This is a genomic window from Enterobacter cloacae complex sp. SHL018 (assembly GCF_049237905.1).
GTDB classification, from domain to species: domain Bacteria; phylum Pseudomonadota; class Gammaproteobacteria; order Enterobacterales; family Enterobacteriaceae; genus Enterobacter; species Enterobacter hormaechei_C.
The window spans coordinates 327,723-351,708 of record NZ_JBMKJE010000001.1 but is presented as its reverse complement, the minus strand read 5'-3'; the positions used below and the strand labels follow the sequence as shown (position 1 = coordinate 351,708).

19 protein-coding genes are annotated in these 23,986 nt (G+C 61.0%); 10 read left to right on the top strand and 9 right to left on the bottom strand.

Going from position 1 to position 23,986, the window contains the following annotated elements:
• Positions 1-3: 3 nt before the first annotated feature.
• From entF to fes, 3 genes are read right to left on the bottom strand one after another with little or no spacing between them, the layout of a single operon-like run.
• The gene (gene entF / locus ACOTY5_RS01780; protein WP_045142677.1) at positions 4-3,861 is read right to left on the bottom strand and encodes an enterobactin non-ribosomal peptide synthetase EntF; all 3,858 of its coding nucleotides are present in this window, start codon (positions 3,859-3,861) and stop codon (positions 4-6) included.
• Positions 3,858-4,070 (bottom strand): MbtH family protein, encoded by a 213-nt coding sequence (locus tag ACOTY5_RS01775; RefSeq protein WP_015571182.1) that lies wholly within the window; start codon positions 4,068-4,070, stop codon positions 3,858-3,860. The genes entF and ACOTY5_RS01775 overlap by 4 nt, the downstream gene beginning before the upstream one ends.
• A gap of 10 nt (positions 4,071-4,080) precedes the next feature.
• Positions 4,081-5,280 (bottom strand): enterochelin esterase, encoded by a 1,200-nt coding sequence (gene fes / locus ACOTY5_RS01770; RefSeq protein WP_045142676.1) that lies wholly within the window; start codon positions 5,278-5,280, stop codon positions 4,081-4,083.
• Between the two features lie 146 nt (positions 5,281-5,426).
• Between fes and ACOTY5_RS01765 the strand changes: the two genes are divergently transcribed.
• Positions 5,427-7,676 carry a TonB-dependent siderophore receptor gene (locus tag ACOTY5_RS01765; RefSeq protein ID WP_015571183.1) on the top strand — a complete coding sequence of 750 codons (2,250 nt, stop codon included), beginning with the start codon at positions 5,427-5,429 and terminating at the stop codon, positions 7,674-7,676.
• An 81-nt stretch (positions 7,677-7,757) separates the two neighbouring features.
• Positions 7,758-8,447 (top strand): enterobactin synthase subunit EntD, encoded by a 690-nt coding sequence (entD, locus tag ACOTY5_RS01760; RefSeq protein WP_045142675.1) that lies wholly within the window; start codon positions 7,758-7,760, stop codon positions 8,445-8,447.
• On the opposite strand, the gene ACOTY5_RS01755 is transcribed toward entD, so the two are convergent.
• From ACOTY5_RS01755 to betT, 5 genes are all read right to left on the bottom strand, one after another.
• Positions 8,383-9,222: a metal ABC transporter permease gene (locus ACOTY5_RS01755; RefSeq protein ID WP_017382522.1), complete on the bottom strand. Its 840-nt coding sequence runs from the start codon at positions 9,220-9,222 to the stop codon at positions 8,383-8,385. The genes entD and ACOTY5_RS01755 overlap by 65 nt on opposite strands.
• Positions 9,216-10,067, bottom strand: a complete 852-nt coding sequence (sitC, locus tag ACOTY5_RS01750; protein ID WP_015571185.1) for an iron/manganese ABC transporter permease subunit SitC — start codon at positions 10,065-10,067, stop codon at positions 9,216-9,218. Before sitC ends, ACOTY5_RS01755 begins: the two co-directional genes overlap by 7 nt.
• Entirely contained in the window at positions 10,064-10,870 is an 807-nt protein-coding gene (gene sitB / locus ACOTY5_RS01745; protein ID WP_017382524.1) for an iron/manganese ABC transporter ATP-binding protein SitB, read from the bottom strand. Before sitB ends, sitC begins: the two co-directional genes overlap by 4 nt.
• A 2-nt stretch (positions 10,871-10,872) precedes the next feature.
• Entirely contained in the window at positions 10,873-11,784 is a 912-nt protein-coding gene (sitA, locus tag ACOTY5_RS01740; protein WP_062933920.1) for an iron/manganese ABC transporter substrate-binding protein SitA, read from the bottom strand.
• Between the two features lie 235 nt (positions 11,785-12,019).
• On the bottom strand, positions 12,020-14,053 hold the full coding sequence (gene betT / locus ACOTY5_RS01735) for a choline BCCT transporter BetT (RefSeq protein WP_045142673.1): 2,034 nt from the start codon (positions 14,051-14,053) through the stop codon (positions 12,020-12,022).
• A 128-nt stretch (positions 14,054-14,181) separates the two neighbouring features.
• Between betT and betI the strand changes: the two genes are divergently transcribed.
• From betI to betA, 3 genes are read left to right on the top strand one after another with little or no spacing between them, the layout of a single operon-like run.
• Positions 14,182-14,769 (top strand): transcriptional regulator BetI, encoded by a 588-nt coding sequence (betI, locus tag ACOTY5_RS01730; RefSeq protein WP_017382531.1) that lies wholly within the window; start codon positions 14,182-14,184, stop codon positions 14,767-14,769.
• 13 nt (positions 14,770-14,782) lie between these two features.
• Entirely contained in the window at positions 14,783-16,255 is a 1,473-nt protein-coding gene (betB, locus tag ACOTY5_RS01725) for a betaine-aldehyde dehydrogenase (RefSeq protein ID WP_045142672.1), read from the top strand.
• Positions 16,256-16,268: 13 nt separating this feature from the next.
• Positions 16,269-17,933, top strand: a complete 1,665-nt coding sequence (gene betA / locus ACOTY5_RS01720) for a choline dehydrogenase (protein ID WP_023303251.1) — start codon at positions 16,269-16,271, stop codon at positions 17,931-17,933.
• A gap of 93 nt (positions 17,934-18,026) precedes the next feature.
• On the opposite strand, the gene ACOTY5_RS01715 is transcribed toward betA, so the two are convergent.
• Positions 18,027-18,725: a GNAT family N-acetyltransferase gene (locus ACOTY5_RS01715; RefSeq protein ID WP_045142671.1), complete on the bottom strand. Its 699-nt coding sequence runs from the start codon at positions 18,723-18,725 to the stop codon at positions 18,027-18,029.
• 200 nt (positions 18,726-18,925) lie between these two features.
• Here ACOTY5_RS01715 and ACOTY5_RS01710 point away from each other — a divergent pair, with 200 nt between their 5' ends.
• The 5 genes from ACOTY5_RS01710 (at position 18,926) to ACOTY5_RS01690 (ending at position 23,959) form a co-directional block, all read left to right on the top strand.
• Entirely contained in the window at positions 18,926-20,494 is a 1,569-nt protein-coding gene (locus ACOTY5_RS01710) for an ABC transporter substrate-binding protein (protein ID WP_045142670.1), read from the top strand.
• Between the two features lie 98 nt (positions 20,495-20,592).
• Positions 20,593-21,606, top strand: a complete 1,014-nt coding sequence (locus tag ACOTY5_RS01705; protein ID WP_023303249.1) for an ABC transporter permease — start codon at positions 20,593-20,595, stop codon at positions 21,604-21,606.
• Positions 21,606-22,439 carry an ABC transporter permease gene (locus ACOTY5_RS01700; RefSeq protein ID WP_045142669.1) on the top strand — a complete coding sequence of 278 codons (834 nt, stop codon included), beginning with the start codon at positions 21,606-21,608 and terminating at the stop codon, positions 22,437-22,439. Before ACOTY5_RS01705 ends, ACOTY5_RS01700 begins: the two co-directional genes overlap by 1 nt.
• A complete protein-coding gene (locus ACOTY5_RS01695) occupies positions 22,432-23,268 on the top strand; it encodes an ABC transporter ATP-binding protein (RefSeq protein WP_045142668.1) in 837 nt (278 codons plus the stop codon). The genes ACOTY5_RS01700 and ACOTY5_RS01695 overlap by 8 nt, the downstream gene beginning before the upstream one ends.
• On the top strand, positions 23,255-23,959 hold the full coding sequence (locus ACOTY5_RS01690; protein WP_032103075.1) for an ABC transporter ATP-binding protein: 705 nt from the start codon (positions 23,255-23,257) through the stop codon (positions 23,957-23,959). The genes ACOTY5_RS01695 and ACOTY5_RS01690 overlap by 14 nt, the downstream gene beginning before the upstream one ends.
• Positions 23,960-23,986: the final 27 nt, after the last annotated feature.

Genomic DNA, 23,986 nt, shown 5'->3' with positions numbered 1-23,986 from the left:
GCACTATCCAAAAATTTCCTTCAGTACCGGCCCAATCTTTTCAAACGCCTGCGGTGAAATAATATCCACGTGGGCGCAGTCCTGGCTGTACACCTCCAGCTCATCCACCCACGGCGCCCACGCGGCCTGCGGATCCAGGGTTCGCGTTCGCTCGGCGACAAACAGCGTCGCTTTACCGTCAAACCGCGCGCTATGTGCCGTGGTGAGCAGCCGCACCGCGTCCGCATAGTTGCCTTCAATGGCGTTAAACAACTCGCTGGAGCCCTGCCCCTGCTGGGCGGCAATAAACGCCTGACGTTCGCGCTCAATTTCCGCCAGCACCTCCGGATCGAGGCCGTTGGCCTCTTTCTCCGCCCAGTTCTGGGTTTCCGGCGGCCAGGTATCCAGCAGGCCGAGGAACGCTACGTTTTCACCCTGCTCGCGCAGACGCGCCGCAATGCCCTGCGCCAGCGTGCCGCCGAGGGAATAGCCGAACAGATAATACGGCCCCTGCGGCTGTTGCTTACGCAACGTGTTCAGATGATGCTCGATCACCGCATCGAGATCCGTACACTGCTGCATCGGCCCGTCAGGCCGGGGAGACTGAATGCCGACGATTGACCAGCGCGGGCTGAGGTAGCGCGCCAGGACGCTAAACTGCCAGGCAAAGCCGGACGCCGGATGGAAGCAGAACAGCGTGGGGCCGTTGCTTTCACGCAGCGGGAGAACGGTTTCATACCCCAGACGCTGCGCCTGCTCGTCGCTCATCTGCGAGTCCAGCAGGGCGCTAAGCTTGCTCACCGTCGAGGCGACCATAATCTGCCCCGGCGTGACCTTGCGGCTGAACGCACGGCTGAGCTGAGCCGCAAGGCGCATCGCCAGCAGCGAGTGGCCGCCGAGGGCAAAGAAATCGGCCTCGATATCGTTCACCGCGCAGCCCAGCAGGGCAGAAAACGCCTGCGCCACGGTGACTTCAGTTTGCGTCTCGGGCGCGCGACCGGAAGTTTTGCTGGTCAGCTCCGGCAGCGGCAGCGCCTTGCGATCCAGCTTGCCGTTGGCGCTTAACGGCAGCGCGCTGATTTGCAGCAGCACCACCGGCACCATATGCGGCGGCAGCTGGGCTTTGAGTGATGTAAGCAGCGCGTCGCGATCCAGCGTTAAGCCGGATTCAGAGACAACGTATCCCACCAGCTGGCGGGCATCGCCGCCCGTGGCAGCCGCCTGGTTGAACACGCAGGCGTGCGCCACCGCCTGGGCCACATCCGGCAGCGCGAGCATCGCCCGGTCGATTTCGCCCAGCTCAATGCGCTGGCCGCGGATTTTCAGCTGATCGTCGCTGCGGCCTAGATATTCCACCGCACCGTTGTCCAGCCAGCGGGCAACGTCCCCGGTGCGGTACATTCGCTCGCCGGGGGCAAACGGATCGGCGATAAAGCGGCTGGCGGTAAGGTCGGGGCGTCCCAAATACCCCTGCGCCAGCTGGATGCCGGTGAGATAGAGATCCCCCGCCACGCCGAACGGCACCGGGCGCATCATCGCGTCCAGAATGCGCAGCCCCGTATTCCACACCGGGAAGCCGATCGGCACGCTGTTGCCTTCCACCGCCGCCAGCTCGGGGCCGTACGCCGGATACCAGCTGACATCCACCGCCGCTTCGGTCGGGCCATAGAGGTTGTGCAGCGGCGCATGGCTGAGCTGTTCCCACTCGCGACACAGCGCAGTCGGCAACGCCTCGCCGCTACAGAACACCTGCTTCAGCGTCCTGCAACAGTCGACGTTTTCCGGCGTCAGCGAGGCGACGAACGCCGCCAGCATCGACGGCACGAAGTGGGTGGTGGTTACGCCATATTCTGCGAAGAAACTCTGCATTGCCTGCGGATCGCGGTGCGCGTCCGGCTCGGCCATCACCAGCTTCGCCCCGGCGATAAACGGCCACCAGAACTCCCACACCGACACGTCAAAGCTGCACGGCGTTTTCTGCGCCACCACGTCATGCGCCGCCAGTGGATAATGATCCTGCATCCACTTCAGGCGGTTAACGATGGCGGTATGGCCGACCATCACCCCTTTTGGACGCCCCGTCGAACCGGAGGTAAAGATGATGTACGCGGTCTGCCCCGGCTTCGCCAGGCGCAGAGGTTCAGCATCGGTGGCCGGTAATAGTGTGTTGTAACTAAAGGTGGCGATCGGCAGATCGTTAAAGCGCGGAAGCTGCTCGTCGGTGGTAATAAGCAGCGACGGCTTCGCGTCCTCCAGCATCATCCGCAGACGGTCATCCGGGTAACCGGTATCCAGCGGCAGCCAGGCGGCGCCAGCTTCAACAATCCCGTGCAGCGCCAGGGTCAGGAACACCGAGCGCGGGAGCGCCACCGCCACGCTGTCGCCCGGCTTCACGCCGCGCGCGCGCAGCAGGTTTGCCAGCGCGACCACCTGCTCGCGCATCTGGCGGTAGTTCAGTTCAGTATGGGCATCCGCCAGCGCGGGGGCGTCCGGCGTTTTGCTCGCCTGCTCCGCCACAAGATCCGCCAGCGTGGTGGACGGCAGCGCCAGCCCGGTATCGTTGATGCGCGCCAGCCGGGCGTATTCCTGCTCTGATACGGTTTCCACGTCGCCACAGCGCAGGTCCGGATTGGCGGCAAACTGCGTCAGCATTGCGTTCAGGCGCGCCGCGTGCCCCTTCAGCGTCGCCTCGTCGTAACGCTGCCCGTTGGCGAGGATCTCAATGCTCAGTCCGCCCTGCTCGTCCGGGAACAGCGCCAGCTCCAGATCGTTCACCGGGCCGGTTGCCAGCGTGTGGGTAATGGCCTCCACGCCGTCGATATTCAGCTGATAATCGAACACCTTGACGTTCAGCACCGGACCAAACAGGGCTTCATCGCCTGCGGCACGTCCGCTGTCGCGCACGATCTGCTCGGCGTCGTAACGCTGATGGCGGCGCATCTTTTTCAGCTGATTCGCCAGGCGCAGCGCCAGTTCCGGCAGGCTCTCCTGCGGGCGAATATTCACCGCCAGCGGCAGGACGTTGAGCACCGGTCCGGTCGCGGTCAGCGCGGCGGAGCCCATACGGCGCATAAAGATAAACCCGGCGGCGTAGTCCAGCCGTCCGGTCAGGCGGCCCAGCCACAGCGCCACCAGCGCAAGGGCCAGATCGGTACGCTGCGCCTGGCCTGCCATCTGTGCAAGCTGGCTGAACGCACGGCCGTCCATCGCAATTTTCAGGCGCAGGATATCGGTGGTGGCGGCGCGTCCCGGCAGCGGCGCGGAAGAGAGCGAGACCGGAGAAGGAAGCTGTTTGCGTTGTTCGGCCCAGAAAGCACCGTCGCGCTGATACGCCTCGCTGTCGCGATAGCGCTGATACTCCTCCACCACCTCGGCGAACGGGGTGAACGGCGAGGCCGGCGTGGATTCACCTTTCTGCCACGCAGCGTAAGTGGCGGCGATCTGACGGGTAATAGCCGGGAAGCTGAAGCCATCTACCACCAGATGATGATACCGCTGATACCAGTACCAGTGGCTTTCTCCCACCTGGATCAGCTGGTGAAACGCCAGCGGCTGACCGCTGTCGACGCGCAGGTTCTGGTTGAGATCGGCCTCCATCAGCGCCACGGCGGCGTCGTGGGAGTCAACGCGCACGATGGACGGCTCCGGCAGGAGCATGGCCTCATCGATCCACTGCCACACCTCACCGTTATCTTCGGCAAAACGCATCCGCAGGGTGTCGGCCTGCATCATGCCTTCAGCGATGGCTTTTGCCAGCAATGGCGCATCGATAGCGCCTTTCAGCTCGGTGTAGTGCGCGACGCTCCAGGCGTTTGGCAGGGAGGAAAGCTGCTCTGCCATCCAGATCCCCGGCTGGGCGGCGACAAGAGGGAGACGGTTCATGCGCGCTCCCCCGCAAAACATGACGGCTCAAGCGTCTGCCACTGTTCCGCCAGCCACTGCTGGCACGCCTCCTGAGATTGCGGTTCGCAGACCACGCGCCAGCCCGCGGGCAACTCGCACTGCTGCGGCCACAGGCTGTACTGCCCCTGGTCATTTTGCAAAATGGCGAACTGTCCCTGCGGATTATCGAAAGGATTGCTGAATTCCATACAGACTCCGTTATTGAATAAGCGGCTGCCAGAGGGTCATCAGCCCCTGCGTCAGCCCACCGCGCCAGCAAAGCGCATCGTGTCCGCCGTCAACCTGACGCCAGAAAACCGGTTGCTGAGTGTATAGTTCGGCGAGGATCGCCTGGTTTGCGCGCAAAATAAGCGGCTCGTTGCGCCCGGCCTCAAGGACGATGCGCAGCCCGCGAGCGGTTTTGTCACCCGCTTTGAGTTGTTCGATGAGCAGCCCGTCCTGCTGCGCGCCGCGGTGCGGCCACCAGTAGGATCCGGACTGGCTGAGGATGCAGCCAAAACGCTGCGGCCAGTTGAGGCCCGCATAGAGGGAAGAGAGCCCGCCGAAGCTCTGACCCGCCACCACGGTATGGTCGGCGCGGTCGCTGAACGGGGCCATGCTTTTCACCTGCGGGAGAAGTTCGTCCTGCACCGCCAGCCAGAAATCAGGGTTACACGGCAGCTCGCGGCTGCGGTGTGCGGTGTCAATCACGTCGATTAAGACATAGACCGCAGGCGGCAGTTTGCCTTCATGGGTGAGCGACGCCAGCGCAGGCCAGACGGGCATGCTTTCGGCCCAGAACTGCCCGTCGAGCAGCACCGCCAGCGGGCGCTCGGGGCTTTCATCCCCGGTGGTAAAAATCCACACGCGGCGACGGTTCTTCAGACGCGCGCTGTGCCACTCAATGCAGACAGGCTTTTTGTAAGGGGTATCGGGATGGTTCCAGCCGGGCTGTACGGGCGCCTCCGGCATCTCCAGCGCCGAGACGGCGTGCCCGCGCCCGCCGCGCCAGCTCTGGGCATTCAGCGGGTCGGACACCGCGTGCGGCAATAGTTTGCGCCAGCCTTCGCGCAGCGCCATGCGGTCCGGCTGATCGCCTTCAAACACTGCGCTGGCAAAATCGTTTTCATTGTCGGAGGGGATAAAACAGTAGCTGCCGCGCCATTCCGGGCTGAACTCGCCCTGCCACTGCCAGACGTCGGTATCCGGGATACGTTCAAGGGACTGCGGACGGGCATTTTGATGGTGATCGGTCACACCGGTGACGTAGAGCCAGACGCGTTTAACCGTCGACGTTTTCTGCGTTCCCGCCGGGTCCCGCCACCAGAATGTCACGCGATAGTTTTCCTGATGACGTTCCCGTTCCGGCCCGTTTTTCGCCTGCCACCACGCTTCACTTCCGGTTGTTAACGCCGTCACCCTTATAACCCCATGTTTAACAGTCTTTTTTGTTTCAGAGCAAATTTTATTGATAATATTATTGATAACTATTTGCATTTGCAATAGCGTAATGCCCGCGCTGTGGGAAGCGCGCTCATTAAATAACCATAAAAGCGGGACGTACAATGAATAAGAAGATTCACTCTCTGGCCTTGCTGGTCAATTTAGGGATTTATGGTGTCGCGCTGCCCGTCATGGCAGACGACAACACCGCCTCCGCGCAGCATGAAGACACCATGGTGATCACCGCCGCCGAGCAGAATTTGCAGGCGCCGGGCGTGTCGACCATCACCGCCGACGAGATCCGCAAAAACCCGCCCGCGCGCGACGTGGCGGAAATCATCCGCACCATGCCGGGCGTTAACCTGACCGGCAACTCCACCAGCGGCCAGCGCGGGAATAACCGTCAGATTGACATTCGCGGCATGGGCCCGGAAAACACCCTGATCCTGATCGACGGCAAGCCGGTCACCAGCCGCAACTCCATCCGTCTGGGCTGGCGCGGCGAGCGTGATACCCGCGGCGATACCGGCTGGGTCCCGCCGGAGATGATCGAGCGCATCGAAGTGATCCGTGGCCCGGCTGCTGCCCGCTACGGTAACGGTGCGGCGGGCGGCGTGGTGAACATCATCACCAAAAAATTTGACGACCAGTGGCACGGCTCCTGGAACACCTACCTGAATGCGCCAGAGCATAAAGACGAAGGTTCCACCAAACGCACTAACTTCAGCCTGAGCGGCCCGCTGGGCGGGGATTTCAGCTTCCGCATGTACGGTAACCTGGATAAAACCCAGGCCGACGCCTGGGACATTAACCAGGGCCATCAGTCTGACCGTACCGGCGCATATGCCGACACGCTGCCGGCAGGCCGTGAAGGGGTCGAGAATAAAGACATCAACGGCGTGGTGCGCTGGGACTTTGCGCCTATGCAGTCCCTGGAGTTTGAGGCGGGATACAGCCGCCAGAACAACCTTTACGCGGGCGATACCCAGAATACCAACAACGACAACAGCTCAAGCGGGCTGGTGAAGAAGAACTACGGTAAAGAGACTAACCGTATCTATCGTCAGAACTTCGCGGTGACCTGGAACGGCGGCTGGGATAACGGCATTACCACCAGCAACTGGGCGCAGTACGAGCACACCCGCAACTCGCGTCTGGGCGAAGGCCTGGCGGGCGGTCTGGAAGGCCTGTTCAACAGCAATAAATTCACCGATACCGACCTGGCCGACGTGATGCTGCACAGCGAAATCAACCTGCCGATTGATTTCATTGTGAACCAGAACCTGACGCTCGGCACCGAATGGAACCAGCAGCGCATGAAGGACTCGACCTCCTTCACGCAAACCCAACAGGGGGGCACTATCCCGGGCATGAGCGAAGACCGTAGCCCGTACACCTCAGCGGAGATCTTCTCCCTGTTCGCCGAAAACAACATGGAGCTGACCGACAGCACCATGCTGACCCCTGCCCTGCGCTTCGACCACCACACCATTGTGGGTAACAACTGGAGCCCGTCCCTGAACCTGTCGCAGGGTCTGGGGGATGACTTCACCCTGAAGATGGGCATCGCGCGCGCCTATAAAGCGCCAAGCCTGTATCAGACCAACCCGAACTACCTGCTGTACAGTAAAGGCCAGGGCTGCTACGCCAGTTCCGACGGCGTGGGCTGCTACATGATGGGTAACGACGATCTGAAAGCGGAAACCAGCATCAACAAAGAGATTGGCCTGGAGTGGAAACGCGACGGCTGGCTGGCGGGCGTGACCTGGTTCCGCAACGACTACCGCAACAAGATTGAAGCGGGCTACGCGCCGATTGGCCAGACGTCCACCGGCAAAGTCACCACCGATATCTACCAGTGGGAAAACGTGCCGAAGGCGGTAGTAGAAGGTCTGGAAGGCTCCCTGAACGTGCCGGTCAGCGATACCATCAACTGGACCAACAACATCACCTACATGCTGCAAAGCAAGAACAAGGAGACCGGCGATCGTCTGTCGATCATCCCGGAGTATACGCTGAACTCTACCCTGAGCTGGCAGGTACGTCAGGATGTCTCATTGCAGTCGACCTTCACCTGGTATGGCAAGCAGCAGCCGAAGAAGTACAACTACAAAGGTCAGCCGGTGACCGGGTCTGAGAAAGACGAAGTCAGCCCGTACAGCATCGTTGGCCTGAGCGCGACCTGGGACGTGACCAAAAACGTCAGCCTGACCGGCGGCGTGGACAACGTCTTCGACAAGCGCCAGTGGCGTGCGGGTAACGCCCAGACCACGGGTAATACCACCACCGGCGCGTATATGTACGGTGCGGGCGCGTATACGTATAATGAACCGGGCCGTACCTGGTATATGAGCGTGAATACGAGGTTCTGATAAAGGCAGTGACTTCCCCCTCTCCCCATGGGAGAGGGCCGGGGTGAGGGCATCAGGCCGCACAATACTGAAGGGAAAACCATGCACACCACCCACAGCACATTTTCTCTCGCCGGCCACACCCTCCACCGCATCACTTTCGACCCCGCCACCTTTACCGACGCCGATCTCCTCTGGCTCCCCCATCACGCGCAGCTTGCTGACGCCGGACGCAAACGCAAGGCCGACCACCTGGCAGGCCGCATCGCCGCCGCGCACGCCTTACCTGACCACACCATGCCCGCCATCGGCCCCAGCGGGGAACCGCTCTGGCCGCAAGGTATTTCCGGCAGCATCACCCACAGCGGCACGCAGGCGATAGCCGTCGTCACGCAATACCCGGCGCTTATCGGCATCGATTGTGAAACGATCCTCTTCGAAAACGAAGCCAGGGAAATCAAAGACGGCATTATTGATACGCAGGAAGAACCTGTGCTTTCCCGCCAGGGATACCCGTTCGCCCTCGCCCTGACGCTGGTCTTCAGCGCCAAAGAGAGCCTGTTTAAGGCCCTCTTTCCGCAGGTACAAGCCTGGATGGGTTTTGACAGCGCCCGCGTTACCATTCTCGACGATAAGACGCTCACGCTGGCGTTGACCCGTCAACTGGCAGGCTTTGAAGAAGGCACCGCCTTCCGCCTGCACTGGCAGCAGCACGGTGAACAGGTCATCACCCTGCTGTCACACGCTCCTGGCGACGAGCCTTCACGCTGGTCACCACAAACGTCACGATAAACACCATCGCGAACAGGACCACAATGGTCGGCGCAGGCGCGCTGTCGAGATAAAACGAGGCATAAACGCCGCTTACCGACACCAGCGCTGAAACGGCGACCGCCACCAGCAGCGCCATGTGAAAGCGTCGGGTAATCAACACCGCCACGGCGCCGGGCGCAATCAGCAGGGAAATCGACAGAATGATCCCCACCGCTTTCAGCGTCGCAACGATGGTCAGCGAAACCATGCACAGTAAGCCGTAGTGCAGCCAGCGGGTGCGCAGGCCACTCGCCTGCGCCTGCTGATAGTCAAAGCAGAACAGCAGAAAATCGCGCCACTTCAGGCCAATCACCAGCGCAATCAGCCCCGCGACGAGACCGCTTTGCAGAATGTCCATCCCGTTAATACCCAACATATCGCCGAACAGAATGTGGTCGAGATGCACCTCAGGTTTGACGGCGATATAGAGGATCAGCCCGGCGCCGAACATGCCGGAAAAGACGATCCCCATGACCGTATCCTGTTTGATGCGACTGTTATCCTTCAGATATCCGGTGGCGACCGCGCAGAAAAGACCGGCCACGAACGCGCCCAGCGCCAGCGGCAGGCCCATCATCCAGGCCAGCACGACGCCGGGAAACACCGCGTGGCTCATGGCGTCGCCCATTAGCGCCCAGCCTTTCAGCACCAGAAAAACCGACAGCAGCGCGCAGGGCACGGCCACCAGGAGTGAAATCAGCAGCGCGTTGTTCATAAACGCAAACTGGAACGGTTCGAGAAGCAGCGTCAACATGGGTGTGCCTCCCGCGCCCGACGTCGGCTGGCAAGCAGTCCGTGCTTCGGCGCAAAGACGAACGCCAGCAGGAACAGCAGTGTCTGGGCCACGACGATAATGCCGCCGGTGGCGCCGTCCAGGTAATAGCTGGCCCACGCGCCGAGGAAGCTGGTGATGCTGCCAATGGCGACGGCAATCATCAGCAGGCGCGGGAAGCGGTCGGTCAGCAGCCACGCGGTCGCGCCGGGCGTGACCACCAGACAGATCACCAGAAATGCGCCGACGGTTTGCAGCGCCGCCACGGTAGAGACCGCCAGCAGCGTGAAGAAGAGAATTTTCAGGCGTTCAGGACGCAGGCCGATGGCGCGGGCGTGGTTCTCATCAAAAAAGGTCACCATCAGATCTTTCCATTTGAACAGCAGGATAACTATCGACACCACGCCGATAATCGCCAGCTGGACGATATCTTCCGGGGCGATAGCCAGAATATTGCCGAGGACGATGGTCTGAATGTTCACCGAGGTCGGGTTGAGCGAGACCATAAACAGCCCCAGCCCGAAAAACGAGGAGAAGATCAGCCCGATAATGGCGTCCTCCTTCAGGCGGCTGCGCTGGTTGAGAAACAGCATGCTGCCCGCCGCCAGCCCGCCCGACAGGAACGCCCCCAGCGAGAACGGCAGCCCGAGCATGTAGGCCCCCGCTACGCCCGGCACGATGGAGTGCGACAGTGCATCGCCGATCAGCGACCAGCCTTTGAGCATCAGATAGCAGGAGAGAAACGCGCATAGCCCGCCCACCATCGCCGAGACCCACATCGCGTTGAGCATGTACTCGTAGCCGAAGGGTTCGAGAAGCACGTTCATTTGGCCTCCTGACGGTGCGTGACGAAGGGGCGTTCGTCGTCGGTAATAATGCGATCTTCCGAGCCGCTGAGCACCACGTGGCGCAGCACGCCGCTAAAGGCGCGCTCGAGATTCTCGGCGGTAAAGGTGGTTTCCGTCGGGCCGCTCGCCAGCACGGTGCCTTTGACCATCACCGTGTAATCGCAGAATTCCGTGACCGAGCCCAGGTTATGGGTCGAGACCAGCATCGTTTTGCCCTCGTCGCGCAGCTCCCGCAGCAGGCTGATGATCCTGGCTTCGGTTTTGACGTCCACGCCGGTAAACGGCTCGTCGAGCAGGATCACCTCGCCCTGCTGGGCAATCGCACGGGCCAGAAACACGCGCTTCTTCTGCCCGCCGGACAGCTCGCCAATCTGCCGATGGCGCAGCTCGAGCATATCTACACGCTTCAGGGCGTCGGTGACGATCTGCTTATCGCATTCTTTGGGACGACGCAGAAACCCCATATGCCCGTAGCGGCCCATCATCACCACGTCCTCGACGAGCACCGGAAACGACCAGTCGACCTCTTCCGACTGCGGCACGTAGGCGACCAGGTTCTGACGCAGCGCCCGGTGAGGCGGCAGCCCCAGAATGGAGATAGTGCCGCTCGCCGCCCGCACAAACCCCATCACCGCCTTAAACAGCGTGGACTTGCCGGAACCGTTCACCCCCACCAGGGCGGCAATCGATCCGCCCGGCACGCTGAATGATGCGTCGCGCAGCGCCGTGTGGCCGTTGCGGTAGGTCACGGTCACGTCGGTTACAACAATCCCCTCGTGCATGGTTACTCCTTCATGCCGTCACGGATGCCCTGCACCAGCGTGCGGGTGGTGACGTTCAGCAGATCGATATAGGTCGGCACCGGGCCGTTTTCCGCGCTCAGAGAGTCGACGTACAGCACGCCGCCATAGTGGGCGCCGGTTTCACGCGCCACCTGACGGGCGGGCTTATCCGAGACCGTGCTTTCGCTAAACACCGCCGGAATGTGATGTTTTTTCACCAGATCGATAACCTTGCGCACCTGCTGGGGCGTGCCCTGCTGATCGGCGTTGATCGGCCACAGGTAAAGCTCCTTCAGGCCCAAATCCCGCGCCAGATAGGAGAACGCCCCTTCGCTGGTTACCATCCAGCGCTTGTCTTCCGGGATCTCCGCGACCTGCTTGCGCAGCGGTTCGAGAGTGGCGTTGATCTTATGCTTGTAGGCTTCCGCATTGCGCTGATAGGTCTGTGCGTTGGCCGGATCGTACTTCACCAGCGCGTCGCGGATGTTATCGACGTAAATCAGGGCGTTGTCCGGCGACATCCACGCGTGCGGATTGGGCTTGCCGTTATAGGGCCCTTCGCTGATGCCCATCGGGGTGATGCCTTTGGTGACAATCACCTCCGGCACGCCGTTCAGATGCTGATAAAAGCGCTGGAACCACAGCTCCAGATTCATGCCGTTCGCCAGGATCAGCTGTGCCTTCTGCGCGCGTTTGATATCGCCCGGGGTGGGCTGGTATTCGTGAATTTCCGCGCCCGGTTTGGTGATGGAGGTGACCTCTGCGGCATCCCCCGCCACGTTTTTCGCCATATCAGCGATAACGGTAAAAGTGGTGATGACCTGGAACTTTTCAGCCGCCAGCGCGCCGGTCGTGGTCGCGGTCATGAGCAGCGCGCCGAGCAACAAACGCTTCAATCCTTGCCGTGGATGCATCGCAGAAGTCTCCTGAGGTGATTAAATTCAAAGCAAAATTAGCCTGTACTATAAGGTATAGCATAGGCTATATTTAAATGAAAATAATTATCATTAAAGTTGTGTCAATGAAGGGCGTGCCTGATGACGCTTCGCTTATCAGGCCTACGGTAAAGCAGATTTGTAGGCCGGGTAAGCGCAGCGCCACCCGGCAAGAAAGATGGCTGGATTGTTAACGACAGGGGTTTGTCATCATTTAAACATCCGGAAACATCACGCTATTCCCCGGCGCTTCCCTGTGCAGATGGATAAAGTTCAGGTGCCGTTCATACTGATCCAGAATGTCCGTGATCACCTGCTCCTTGCTGTAATCCATCAAATCATTCCCCTGGCTGCCCTCCAGCAGGAAGGTCTCCAGCCGGTAGTAGGTCGACTTCCCGCTGCGCGCCCGGTAGGTAAACCCGGGCACCGAATACTGCTGCGGCCAGATTTGATAGACAAAGTTCTGCTCGTCGCCCATGTGCACCAGCAGATCCAGGTGCCCCAGATTTTCGCCCTCTTCCGGGGGCAGGTTTTTCAGCTCCACGTAGGCACCGCGCAGGCGCAGCTCCTGCGCCACCTCTTCCATCGCCGGGAAGCACACCGTCTCCATCATCTGGCTGGTGTAGCGCGTGCCGGGGTAGTTCATCAGGCGCGAGAGGCGTTTCTTCCAGCTCAGCCTGTCCTGCGCGCCCAGCGGACGCGGGGCGGTGTCGCGGCTGGCGCTGACGCGGCGGTAGTCTTCCACCTTAAGCGATTTATACAGCCCGGCCATCACGAAGAAGATCACGAAGCTGAACGGCAGGCCCATGATCACCGTGGTGTTCTGCAACGCCGAGATACCGTTGGTCATCAGCATGCCGAGCGTCAGCAGGCCGATGGCGACGGACCAGAAGATGCGCAGCCAGTTCGGCGCGTCGCTGTTAATGTCCTTGAGCTTCGAGGTGAAGTTCCCCAGCACCAGCGCGCCGGAGTCCGCCGAGGTGACGTAGAACAGCAGGCCGGTAATGGTCGCTACGGACGCGCTAAAGGTAAACGCCGGATACTGCGCCAGCAGGCTGTAGAAGCCGCGCTCCGGGTGCGCCATCGCTTCCTGGGCAAAAGTCGCATTGCCGTGGATGATCTCGTGCAGCGCGCTGTTGCCGAAAATCGACAGCCACAGCAGGGTAAAGGTGAACGGGATGATCAGCGTGCCCATCACGAACTGACGGATGGTGCGCCCACGCGAAATACGCGCCAGGAACAGGCCGACAAACGGCGACCACGCCACCCACCACGCCCAGAAGAAGAGCGTCCAGTTGTTCATCCACTCTGTCGGACGGTCAAAGGCGAAGCTGTTCAGCGTCATGCCCATAAAGCGATTTACGTAATCACCTACGTTCAGCACTAACGCATTCAGCAGGAACGAGGTGTCGCCCATAAACAGCACGAACAGGATCAGCCCCAGCGCCAGCGCGACGTTCAGCTCGGAGAGCACGCGAATCCCTTTATCCACGCCGGAGGTCACCGAGATGGTGGCGATAATCACCGACAGCGCAATCAGCGCCGCCTTCGCCGCCATCGAATCCGGGATGTCAAACAGCACGCTCAGCCCGTAGTTAAGCTGCACCACGCCAATTCCGAGCGTTGTCGCGATACCAAAGATGGTGCCGATCACCGCCGCGATGTCTACCGTGTGCCCAATAGGGCCGTTGATCTTTTTGCCGAAAATCGGGTACAGCGCGGAGCGGATGGTAAGGGGCAAATTATAACGATAGCTAAAGTATCCGAGCGCCATGCCCATCAGGGCGTACATCGACCAGCCCGTCAGGCCGTAGTGGAAGAGCGTCCAGACCATCGCCTGGCGCGCAGCCTCCATCGTCTGCCCTGCCCCTTCCGGCGGCTGCATATACTGCGTGACCGGTTCCGCCACGGAGAAGAACATCAGGTCGATGCCGATGCCGGCGGCAAACAGCATTGCGGCCCAGCTCAGCAGGCTGAACTCGGGCTTAGACTGCTCTGGCCCGAGCTTCACCGAACCGAAGCGCGAGCAGGCAATGCAGACCACGAAGACGATATAGAGCGTCGCGGCCAGCAGATAGTACCAGCCGAAGGTCTTCGACACCCAGTTCAGGGTGCGCCCAATCCACTCGGCAGAAAAATCACGAAAGAAAATGGTCGTCAGGGAAAACAACAAAATCAGCCCGGCGGACGTATAAAAAACGACCGGGTTGATTTTGTCTTTTTCTCTGTCCTGTGAAAGGTCTGTCATCCAGTATCCCCACTGTTTTTGTAACTATTGAAATCCAAATACGCAACAATTAAGACACATTTTATATTGAACGTCCAATCAAAAACCGCTTTAATAGTTAACCAACGCTGATGAATGGAGTGGCAAAAATGCCCAAAGTGGGGATGCAGCCGATCCGGCGCAGGCAGCTAATCGATGCCACGCTGGAAGCAATTAATGAAGTGGGAATGCATGACGCAACCATCGCGCAAATCGCCCGTCGGGCGGGCGTGTCCACGGGGATCATCAGCCACTATTTCAAAGATAAAAACGGTCTGCTGGAAGCGACCATGCGTGACATCACCGGTCAGCTGCGCGACGCGGTATTAAGCCGTTTACGCGCCCTGCCGGACGGCAGCGCAGAGCAGCGATTGCAGGCGATTGTCGGCGGCAATTTTGATGAAACCCAGATCAGCGGCGCGGCGATGAAGGCCTGGCTGGCCTTCTGGGCCAGCAGCATGCATCAGCCGATGCTCTACCGTTTGCAGCAGGTCAGCAGCCGCCGATTGCTCTCAAACCTGGTGTACGAGTTCCGCCGCGAGCTGCCGCGTGAACAGGCTGAAGAGGCGGGCTACGGGCTTGCCGCACTGATTGACGGGCTATGGCTGCGCGCTGCGCTCAGCGGCAAACCGCTGGATAAAACCCTGGCCCAGTCGCTCACCAGCCACTTTATCAGCCAGCATTTACCGACCGATTAACCGAGGAGAATTTATGTCCCGAATGGCAGAACAGCAGCTTTATATCAATGGTGGTTATACATCCGCCACCAGCGGTCGCACCTTCGAGACCATCAACCCGGCGAACGGTGAAGTTCTGGCAACCGTGCAGGCCGCCGGGCACGAAGATGTGGACCGCGCCGTGGAAAGCGCACAGCGCGGGCAGAAGATCTGGGCGGCGATGACCGCCATGGAGCGCTCGCGCATCCTGCGTCGCGCCGTCGATATCCTGCGCGAGCGCAACGACGAGCTGGCAACGCTGGAAACCCTCGACACCGGTAAAGCGTATTCCGAAACCTCGACCGTCGACATCGTTACCGGCGCGGACGTGCTGGAGTACTACGCGGGGCTGATCCCGGCGCTGGAAGGCAGCCAGATCCCGCTGCGCGACACCTCGTTCGTTTACACCCGCCGCGAGCCGCTGGGCGTGGTGGCGGGCATCGGCGCGTGGAACTACCCGATCCAGATCGCCCTGTGGAAATCTGCCCCGGCGCTGGCGGCGGGCAACGCGATGATCTTCAAGCCGAGCGAAGTGACGCCGCTTACCGCCCTGAAACTGGCGGAGATCTACACCGAAGCGGGCGTTCCGGACGGCGTGTTTAACGTCCTGCCGGGCGTGGGCGCAGAGACCGGCCAGTTCCTGACCGAGCATCCGGGCATCGCCAAAGTCTCCTTCACCGGTGGCGTGGCCAGCGGCAAAAAGGTGATGGCGAACTCGGCGGCCTCGTCCCTGAAAGAGGTGACGATGGAGCTGGGCGGTAAATCTCCGCTGATAGTGTTTGACGACGCGGATCTGGATCTCGCGGCAGATATCGCCATGATGGCGAACTTCTTCAGCTCCGGTCAGGTGTGCACCAACGGCACCCGCGTGTTCGTGCCCGCGAAGGTCAAAGCCGCGTTTGAGCAAAAAATCGTTGAGCGCGTGGGCCGCATCCGCGCGGGCGACCTGTTCGATGAAAACACCAACTTTGGCCCGATGGTCAGCTTCCCGCACCGCGACAGCGTGCTGCGCTACATCGCCAAAGGCAAAGAGGAAGGCGCGCGCGTGCTGTGCGGCGGCGACGTGCTGAAGGGTGACGGCTTTGACAACGGCGCGTGGGTGGCCCCGACCGTGTTCACCGACTGCACCGACGAAATGACCATCGTGCGCGAAGAGATCTTCGGCCCGGTGATGTCCATTCTTACCTATGACACTGACGAAGAGGCCATTCGCCGCGCCAATGATACCGACTACGGTCTGGCGGCGGGCATCGTCACCGCCGATCTGAACCGCGCCCACGGTGCTATTCATCAGCTCGAAGCGGGCATCTGCTGGATCAACACCTGGGGTGAATCCGCCGCAGAGATGCCGGTCGGTGGCTACAAACACTCCGGCATTGGCCGTGAGAACGGCGTGATGACGCTACAGAGTTACACCCAGGTGAAGTCCATCCAGGTTGAGATGGGTAAATTCCAGTCCATATTTTAACCGGGAGGTTTATTTGCAATTTGACTACATCATTATCGGAGCCGGCTCTGCCGGCAACGTACTGGCAACACGACTGACTGAAGATCCGAACACCACCGTCCTGCTGCTTGAGGCGGGCGGGCCGGACTACCGCTTTGACTTCCGCACCCAGATGCCTGCCGCGCTGGCCTTCCCGTTGCAGGGCAAGCGCTACAACTGGGCGTATGAAACCGAGCCAGAGCCTTTCATGAACAACCGCCGCATGGAGTGCGGACGAGGTAAAGGGCTGGGCGGCTCGTCGCTGATCAACGGCATGTGCTACGTGCGCGGCAACGCGATGGATCTGGACAACTGGGCGAAAGAACCGGGTCTGGAGCACTGGAGCTACCTCAACTGCCTGCCCTACTACCGCAAGGCAGAGACCCGCGACGTGGGGCCGAACGACTACCACGGCGGCGACGGTCCGGTGAGCGTCACCACCTCTAAGCCGGGCGTGAACCCACTGTTTGAAGCGATGGTAGAGGCGGGCGTGCAGGCGGGCTACCCGCGCACCGACGACCTTAACGGCTATCAGCAGGAAGGCTTTGGCCCGATGGACCGTACGGTCACGCCGCAGGGCCGACGCGCCAGCACCGCGCGCGGCTATCTGGACCAGGCCAAACCGCGCCCGAATCTGACCATCCGCACCCACGCCATGACCGATCACATTATCTTTGACGGCAAGCGCGCGGTGGGCGTCGAGTGGCTGGAAGGCGAAAGCACCATTCCGTCAAAAGCGACGGCGAAGAAAGAGGTGCTGCTGTGCGCGGGCGCCATCGCGTCTCCGCAGATCCTCCAGCGCTCCGGCGTGGGCAACGCTGAACTGCTGAAGCAGTTTGATATCCCGCTGGTACATGATTTACCCGGGGTGGGTGAAAACTTGCAGGATCACCTGGAGATGTACCTTCAGTATGAATGTAAGGAGCCGGTCTCACTCTACCCTGCCCTGCAATGGTGGAACCAGCCGAAGATTGGCGCGGAGTGGCTGTTTGGCGGCACAGGCGTGGGCGCGAGCAACCACTTCGAAGCGGGCGGATTTATCCGCAGCCGCGAGGAGTTCGAGTGGCCAAACATTCAGTATCACTTCCTGCCGGTGGCGATTAACTACAACGGCTCGAACGCGGTGAAAGAACATGGCTTCCAGTGCCACGTTGGCTCCATGCGCTCGCCGAGCCGCGGCCACGTGCGCATCAAGTCGCGCGATCCGCACCAGCATCCGGCGATCCTGTTCAACTACATGTCCCACGAGCAGGACTGGCAGGAGTTCCGCGACGCGATCCGCATCACCCGAGAGATCATGCACCAGCCTGCGCTGGACAAGTATCGCGGTCGTGAAATCAGCCCGGGCATCGAATGCCAGACCGACGAACAGCTGGACGAGTTCGTGCGCAACCACGCCGAAACCGCCTTCCACCCGTGCGGCACCTGCAAAATGGGCTACGACGAAATGGCGGTGGTTGACGGCGAAGGCCGGGTTCACGGGCTGGAAGGGTTACGCGTAGTGGATGCGTCGATTATGCCGCAGATTATCACCGGCAACCTGAACGCCACCACCATCATGATTGGCGAAAAGATTGCCGACGCCATTCGCGGGCGCGAGCCGCTGGCGAAGAGCACGGCGGCGTATTATGTGGCGGATGGGGCGCCGGTTCGCCGCTGAGTGCGAACTTCTCCCCTCACCCCGGCCCTCTCCCAAAGGGAGAGGGTGTCATCGTCCCCTCTCCCTCTGGGAGAGGGTTAGGGTGAGGGGAAATTATTGCCGAAATGCTTCAAGCCGCTTAACCTGCCGTCCTTCCCCGTCAAAATTCTCCGCCGCCAGCCAGGCGCGCAGCTCTGCATCGCGCTGCGGCCATTCGCCGTCAATAATCGAAAGCATATCGCTGTCGCGGTTGCGTCCTTTACGCACCAGCTTCTGGCGCAGGCGCCCTTCCCAGACAAACCCCAGCCGCTCCGCCGCGTTGCGTGAGGCGATGTTCATCGAATCGCACTTCCACTCCAGCCGGCGATATTGATGCTCAAAGGCATTTTTCAGCAGCAGCCACACCGCTTCGGTACCCACGCGGGTGCCCTTCATTCTGCGCGACCAGGTGACGTGGCCGATCTCAACCGAGCCCTGAAAGCGTTCTATCGCCATATAGCTGACCAGCCCTACCGCCTTTTCGGTGCGCAGATCGATAACGGCAAAGGGCACCAGGTCGTCATCCAGCACCTTTCCCAGCACCCAGTGCGCAGTGGCCTCAACGCTCACAGGCTGGGTGCTGGCAAGCCACGTCCAGTCGCTGTCGTCACCCAGCGCATAGGCTTCAAACAAATCAGCCGAATGGCGGTCAGCATCCAGCGGCTCCAGGCGGCAATACCGCCCGGTGAGCAGGGTACGGGTTAACGCGCGGGCGCATTTCCAGTCCGGGACAATATCATTTACGGTTTGACCATGTTGATTGATTTCGGGCACGGCGGTGACTCCCTGAAAGGTAAGGAGTTTGTTATAGCAGGTTAAAAAGCGAACGAAAAGAGAGGTGACTCATAACCAGACCGAATGCGTTATTCCCGGAGGGCATAAGCAAAGCAGAATTTCGACTTTGAGGAAATCCTCAGCCAGCCTACCGTAACGGTGCATAAAACAATCACAATATATTTTCTTCAGGGATCGCTATGAATAAAAAACTGCTGCCGTTACTGGTGCTGGCTGCGCTCTCAAGCGCTGCTCACGCCGCTACCCCGCCCAACACGCTGGTTGTCGCCCAGGGTCTGGATGATATCGTGAGCCTTGACCCGGCCGAAGCCAACGAACTTTCCAGCATCCAGACCGTACCGAGTTTGTATCAGCGTCTGGTACAGCCGGACCGCGATAACCCGGAAAAAATCACCCCGGTTCTGGCCGAAAGCTGGGAAGCGGACGCGGCAGCAAAAACCCTGACCATCAAACTTAAGCCCGATGCAAAATTTGCCTCCGGGAACCCGCTGCGCCCGGAAGATGTGATCTTCTCATATACCCGCGCCGTGACGCTGAACAAATCCCCGGCGTTTATCCTCAACGTACTGGGCTGGGACGCCAGCAACATCGCCAGCCAGCTGAAGAAAGTGGACGACCATACCCTCACGCTTCGCTGGACGGCGGACGTCAGCCCGTCGGTAGCGCTGAATATACTCTCCACGCCGATTGCCTCCATCGTCGATGAAAAGCAGGTTGCGGCGAACGTGAAGGATAACGACTTCGGCAACGCGTGGTTAAAAATGCACTCTGCGGGCAGCGGCGCGTTCAAAATGCGCGTTTACCAGCCGCATCAGGCCATCGTGCTGGAAGCCAACGAATCCGCGCCCGGCGGCGCGCCGAAGCTTAAAAGCATCATCATTAAAAACGTCCCCGATCCCGCTTCCCGCCGCCTGCTGATCCAGCAGGGTGATGCGGACGTGGCGCGCGATCTGGGTGCAGACCAGATAAGCGCCCTCAGCGGCAAGCCGGGCGTGAAGGTGCTGAGCATCCCTTCTGCCGAGCAAAACTATCTGGTGTTTAACACCGGCAACAGCGCTAACCCGCTGCTGAATAATCCAGCGTTCTGGGAAGCCTCGCGCTGGCTGGTGGATTATGAAGGCATCACCAAGGACCTGCTGAAAGGCCAGTATTTTGTTCATCAGAGCTTCCTGCCGGTCGGCCTGCCGGGCGCGCTGGAGGACAATCCGTTCACGTTTGACCCGGCAAAAGCAAAAGCGATCCTCGCCAGGGCGGGCATCAAAGACGCGCATTTCACGCTGGACGTAGAGAATAAACCGCCGTTCATCACCATCGCGCAATCCATGCAGGCGAGCTTCGCTCAGGGCGGCGTGAAGGTGGATCTGCTGCCCGCGGCGGGTAGCCAGGTGTACGCCCGCGTGCGTGCGAAACAGCATCAGGCGGCCATACGTCTGTGGATCCCGGACTACTTCGATGCGCACTCCAACGCCAGCGCCTTCGCATGGAATGACGGGAAATCCAGCACCGTGGCCGGGCTTAACGGCTGGAAAATTCCGGAGCTGAACAACGCTACGCTGGCGGCGGTTGCCGAGCCGGATCCGGCAAAACGTCTGGATCTGTATAAGAAGATGCAGGAACAGTTACAGCATAACTCGCCGTATGTGTTCGTTGACCAGGGCAAAACCCAGATCGTGGTGCGCGATAACGTGAAGGGGTATCAGCAGGGGCTGAACGCGGATATGGTCTGGTACGATCGCGTTACGAAGTAGCCCTTGTTGCCGGGTGGCGCTGCGCTTACCCGGCCTACGTTCCTGGTTTTTGTAGGCCGGGTAAGGCGAAGCCGCCACCCGGCATAAAGAGATTTCCCATGCCACATCTTTCCACCCGCGTGCTTCAGGGTCTGCTGACTCTCCTGCTCACGCTGTTCGGGCTACTGCTGGTCACGTTTGCGCTCTCTGCCTTTTCCCCGGTCGATCGCGTATTGCAGATCGTCGGCGATCACGCCAGCCAGTCCACTTACGATCAGGTTCGCCACCAGCTTGGGCTGGATCGGCCCCTGCCGGTGCAGTTCTGGCACTACCTGCAAAACCTCGCTCACGGGGATTTAGGCACCGCCAGCGCTACCGGTCAGCCGGTATTGCAGGACCTGCTGCACGCCTTTCCCGCCACGCTGGAACTGGCAACGCTGGCGCTAATTATCGGCACGGTACTCGGCGTGATTGCGGGTGTACTGTGCGCCCGCTACGCCGGTTCGCCACTGGACTTAGCGATCAGAACGCTCACCCTGCTCGGCAATTCGGTGCCGATATTCTGGCTCGGACTGCTGATGCTGGCGCTGTTCTACGCGAAACTACAGTGGAGCGCTGGCCCCGGCAGGCTGGACGACATCTGGCAATTCACCGTCGAGCCACGAACCGGATTTGCGCTGGTTGATACCTGGCTTTCCGGCGACCGCGAGGCGTTCCGCAACGCCATCAGCCACCTGGTGCTGCCGGTGCTGCTGCTGGCCTACTACTCGCTGGCAAGTATCACCCGCCTGACGCGCTCCGCCTGTCTGAGCGAGATGAACAAAGAGTACATATTGCTCGCCCGCGCCAAAGGCGCCGGAGAGATGACCATCCTGCTGCGTCACGTGCTGCCGAACATTCGCAGCACCCTATTGACGGTGATTGCCCTGGCCTACACCAGCATGCTGGAGGGCGCGGTATTAACCGAAACCGTATTCTCGTGGCCGGGCATCGGGCGCTACCTCACCACGGCCCTGTTCGCCGGTGACACCACCGCCGTGATGGGCGGTACGCTGCTGATTGGCGTCTGCTTTGTTCTGATCAATAACCTTACCGACCTGCTTGTGCGGGCGACCGATCCCAGGGTGCGCTAATGCCGTTTTATCTCTTCTTACGCCGCCTGCGCCGCTCCCCTGCCGCGTTTTGCGGGCTGATCGCCATCGCGCTGCTGGTGCTTATTGCCCTGTTCGCGCCGTGGCTTGCGCCGCATGACCCCAACTGGCAGGACGCCGCCGCGCGTCTGCAACCGCCCAACGCGCAGCACTGGCTGGGTACCGACAGCTATGGGCGGGATCTGCTCTCCCGATTAATCTACGGCACCCGTCCGGCACTGGGGCTGGTGGCCTTAGTCACCGTTATTACCCTCCCCGCCGGTCTGCTGGTGGGGATTTTGTCAGGCTACTACGGCGGCTGGATGGAGCGCATCCTGATGCGCTTTACCGACGTGGTGATGTCGATGCCGCGCCTGATCCTCGCCTTCGCGTTTGTCGCGATGCTCGGCCCCGGTCTGGTGAACGGCGCGCTGGCGCTGGCCTTAACGACCTGGCCTGCCTATGCGCGCCAGGCGCGCAGTGAAATCCAGCGTCTGCGCCACAGCGATTATCTGGCCGCCGCGGAGATGATGGGCATTCGCGGCCCGCGCCTGCTGGTCGGCCATATTCTGCCCCTGTGCCTGCCCTCCGCGATTGTACGGCTGGCGCTGGATCTGGCCGGGATCATTCTGGCCGCCGCCGGGCTGGGTTTCCTTGGCCTGGGCGCACGTCCACCGATGGCGGAATGGGGCGCGATGATAGCCGACGGCATGCAGGTCATTTTTGACCAGTGGTGGATTGCCGCCATTTCAGGCGGGGCGATTCTGTTTGCCAGCCTGGCCTTTAACCTGCTGGGCGATGGCCTGCGCGACGTACTGGAGCCACAGCATGACTGAACACCGCGTCATCGTCGATGCGCTAAATATCGACTACCCCGCCGCGCGCGTGGTCCACAACCTGAGCTTTACGTTAGGCAACGAGCGGCTGGCGCTGGTGGGAGAATCCGGCTCCGGCAAGTCCATGTCTGCCCGCGCCCTGATGGGGCTGGTGCGCAAGCCCGGCATCGTGAGCGCTAAGCGGCTTAACGTGCTTGGCAACGACCTGCTGACCCTGAACAGCCGCCGCTGGCAGGCGCTGCGCGGCAACGGCATTGCGATGGTTCTACAGGACCCGCGCTACGCGCTAAACCCGGTGAAAACCGTCGCCGCCCAGCTTGATGAGGCGCTGACCCTCCATCAGCGCCTGCCCCGCGCCGAACGCCTGGCGCGCATTCACGATATCATCCGCGCCGTGGGGCTGAACGAGCACGTGCTCCAGCGCTATCCCGGCGAACTCTCCGGCGGCATGGGCCAGCGCGTGATGATCGCCATTGCGCTCATCAACAACCCGCAGGTGCTGATCGCCGACGAACCGACTTCCGCGCTGGACGCACGCCTGCGCAACCAGATCCTGGAGCTGCTGGTACAGCAGTGCGAGGCGCGGCAGATGGCGATGCTGTTAATCAGCCACGATTTGCCGCTCGTCGCGGAACACTGTGACCGCGTGCTGGTGATGTATCAGGGTGAGAAAGTTGATGAAATGGCGGCGAGCCAGTTGCCGCAGGCAACCCATCCTTACACGCGCACGCTCTGGACCTGCCGCCCGAACGCCGGGACGTTTGGCCAGATGCTGCCGACGCTCGACCGTTCGCAACCGTGGAAGGAGGCCGACAATGGCACTCGTTGAGGTTAACCAGCTCCGGGTGAGTTTTGGTGAAAAAACGGCGGTTTCCGCCGCCAGTTTTGCGATCGAAAAAGGCGAAACCTTCAGCCTGATCGGTGAATCCGGCTGCGGCAAATCGACTCTTCTGCGCGTGCTGGCGGGGCTGCTGCGCGAGTGGAATGGCCACATTTCCGTCCTCGGGGAAAATTTACGGCCAGGACGACGTTTTGAAGGCGCGCTTCGCCGTAACGTGCAGATGGTGTTCCAGGATCCGTGGGCGTCTTTGCACCCGAACCACACCATTGCCCGCACCCTGTCGGAGCCGTTAAACATCCACGGCGAAACCCAGGTTGCCGAAAAGGTGGCGGATGCGCTGCAACAGGTGGGTCTGGCTGCCGACGCGGGCAGGCGTTACCCGCATCAGCTTTCCGGCGGACAGCGTCAGCGCGTGGCCATTGCCCGCGCGCTGCTGCTGCGCCCGCAGCTTCTGCTGCTGGATGAACCGACCTCGGCGCTGGATATGTCGGTACAGGCGGAGATCCTGAACCTGCTCAACCGCCTGAAGGCGCAGCACGGCATGACCTACCTGCTGGTGAGCCACGATGCGGACGTGATTGCGCATATGTCCGACCGGGCGGCATTTATGGCGCACGGGGAGATCCAGCGGGTATTTGACCGTGAAGCAATGTTGCGGGGGGAGCACAGGATGGGGTAAACCGTGCGGCGGCGAGTGCCGCACGCA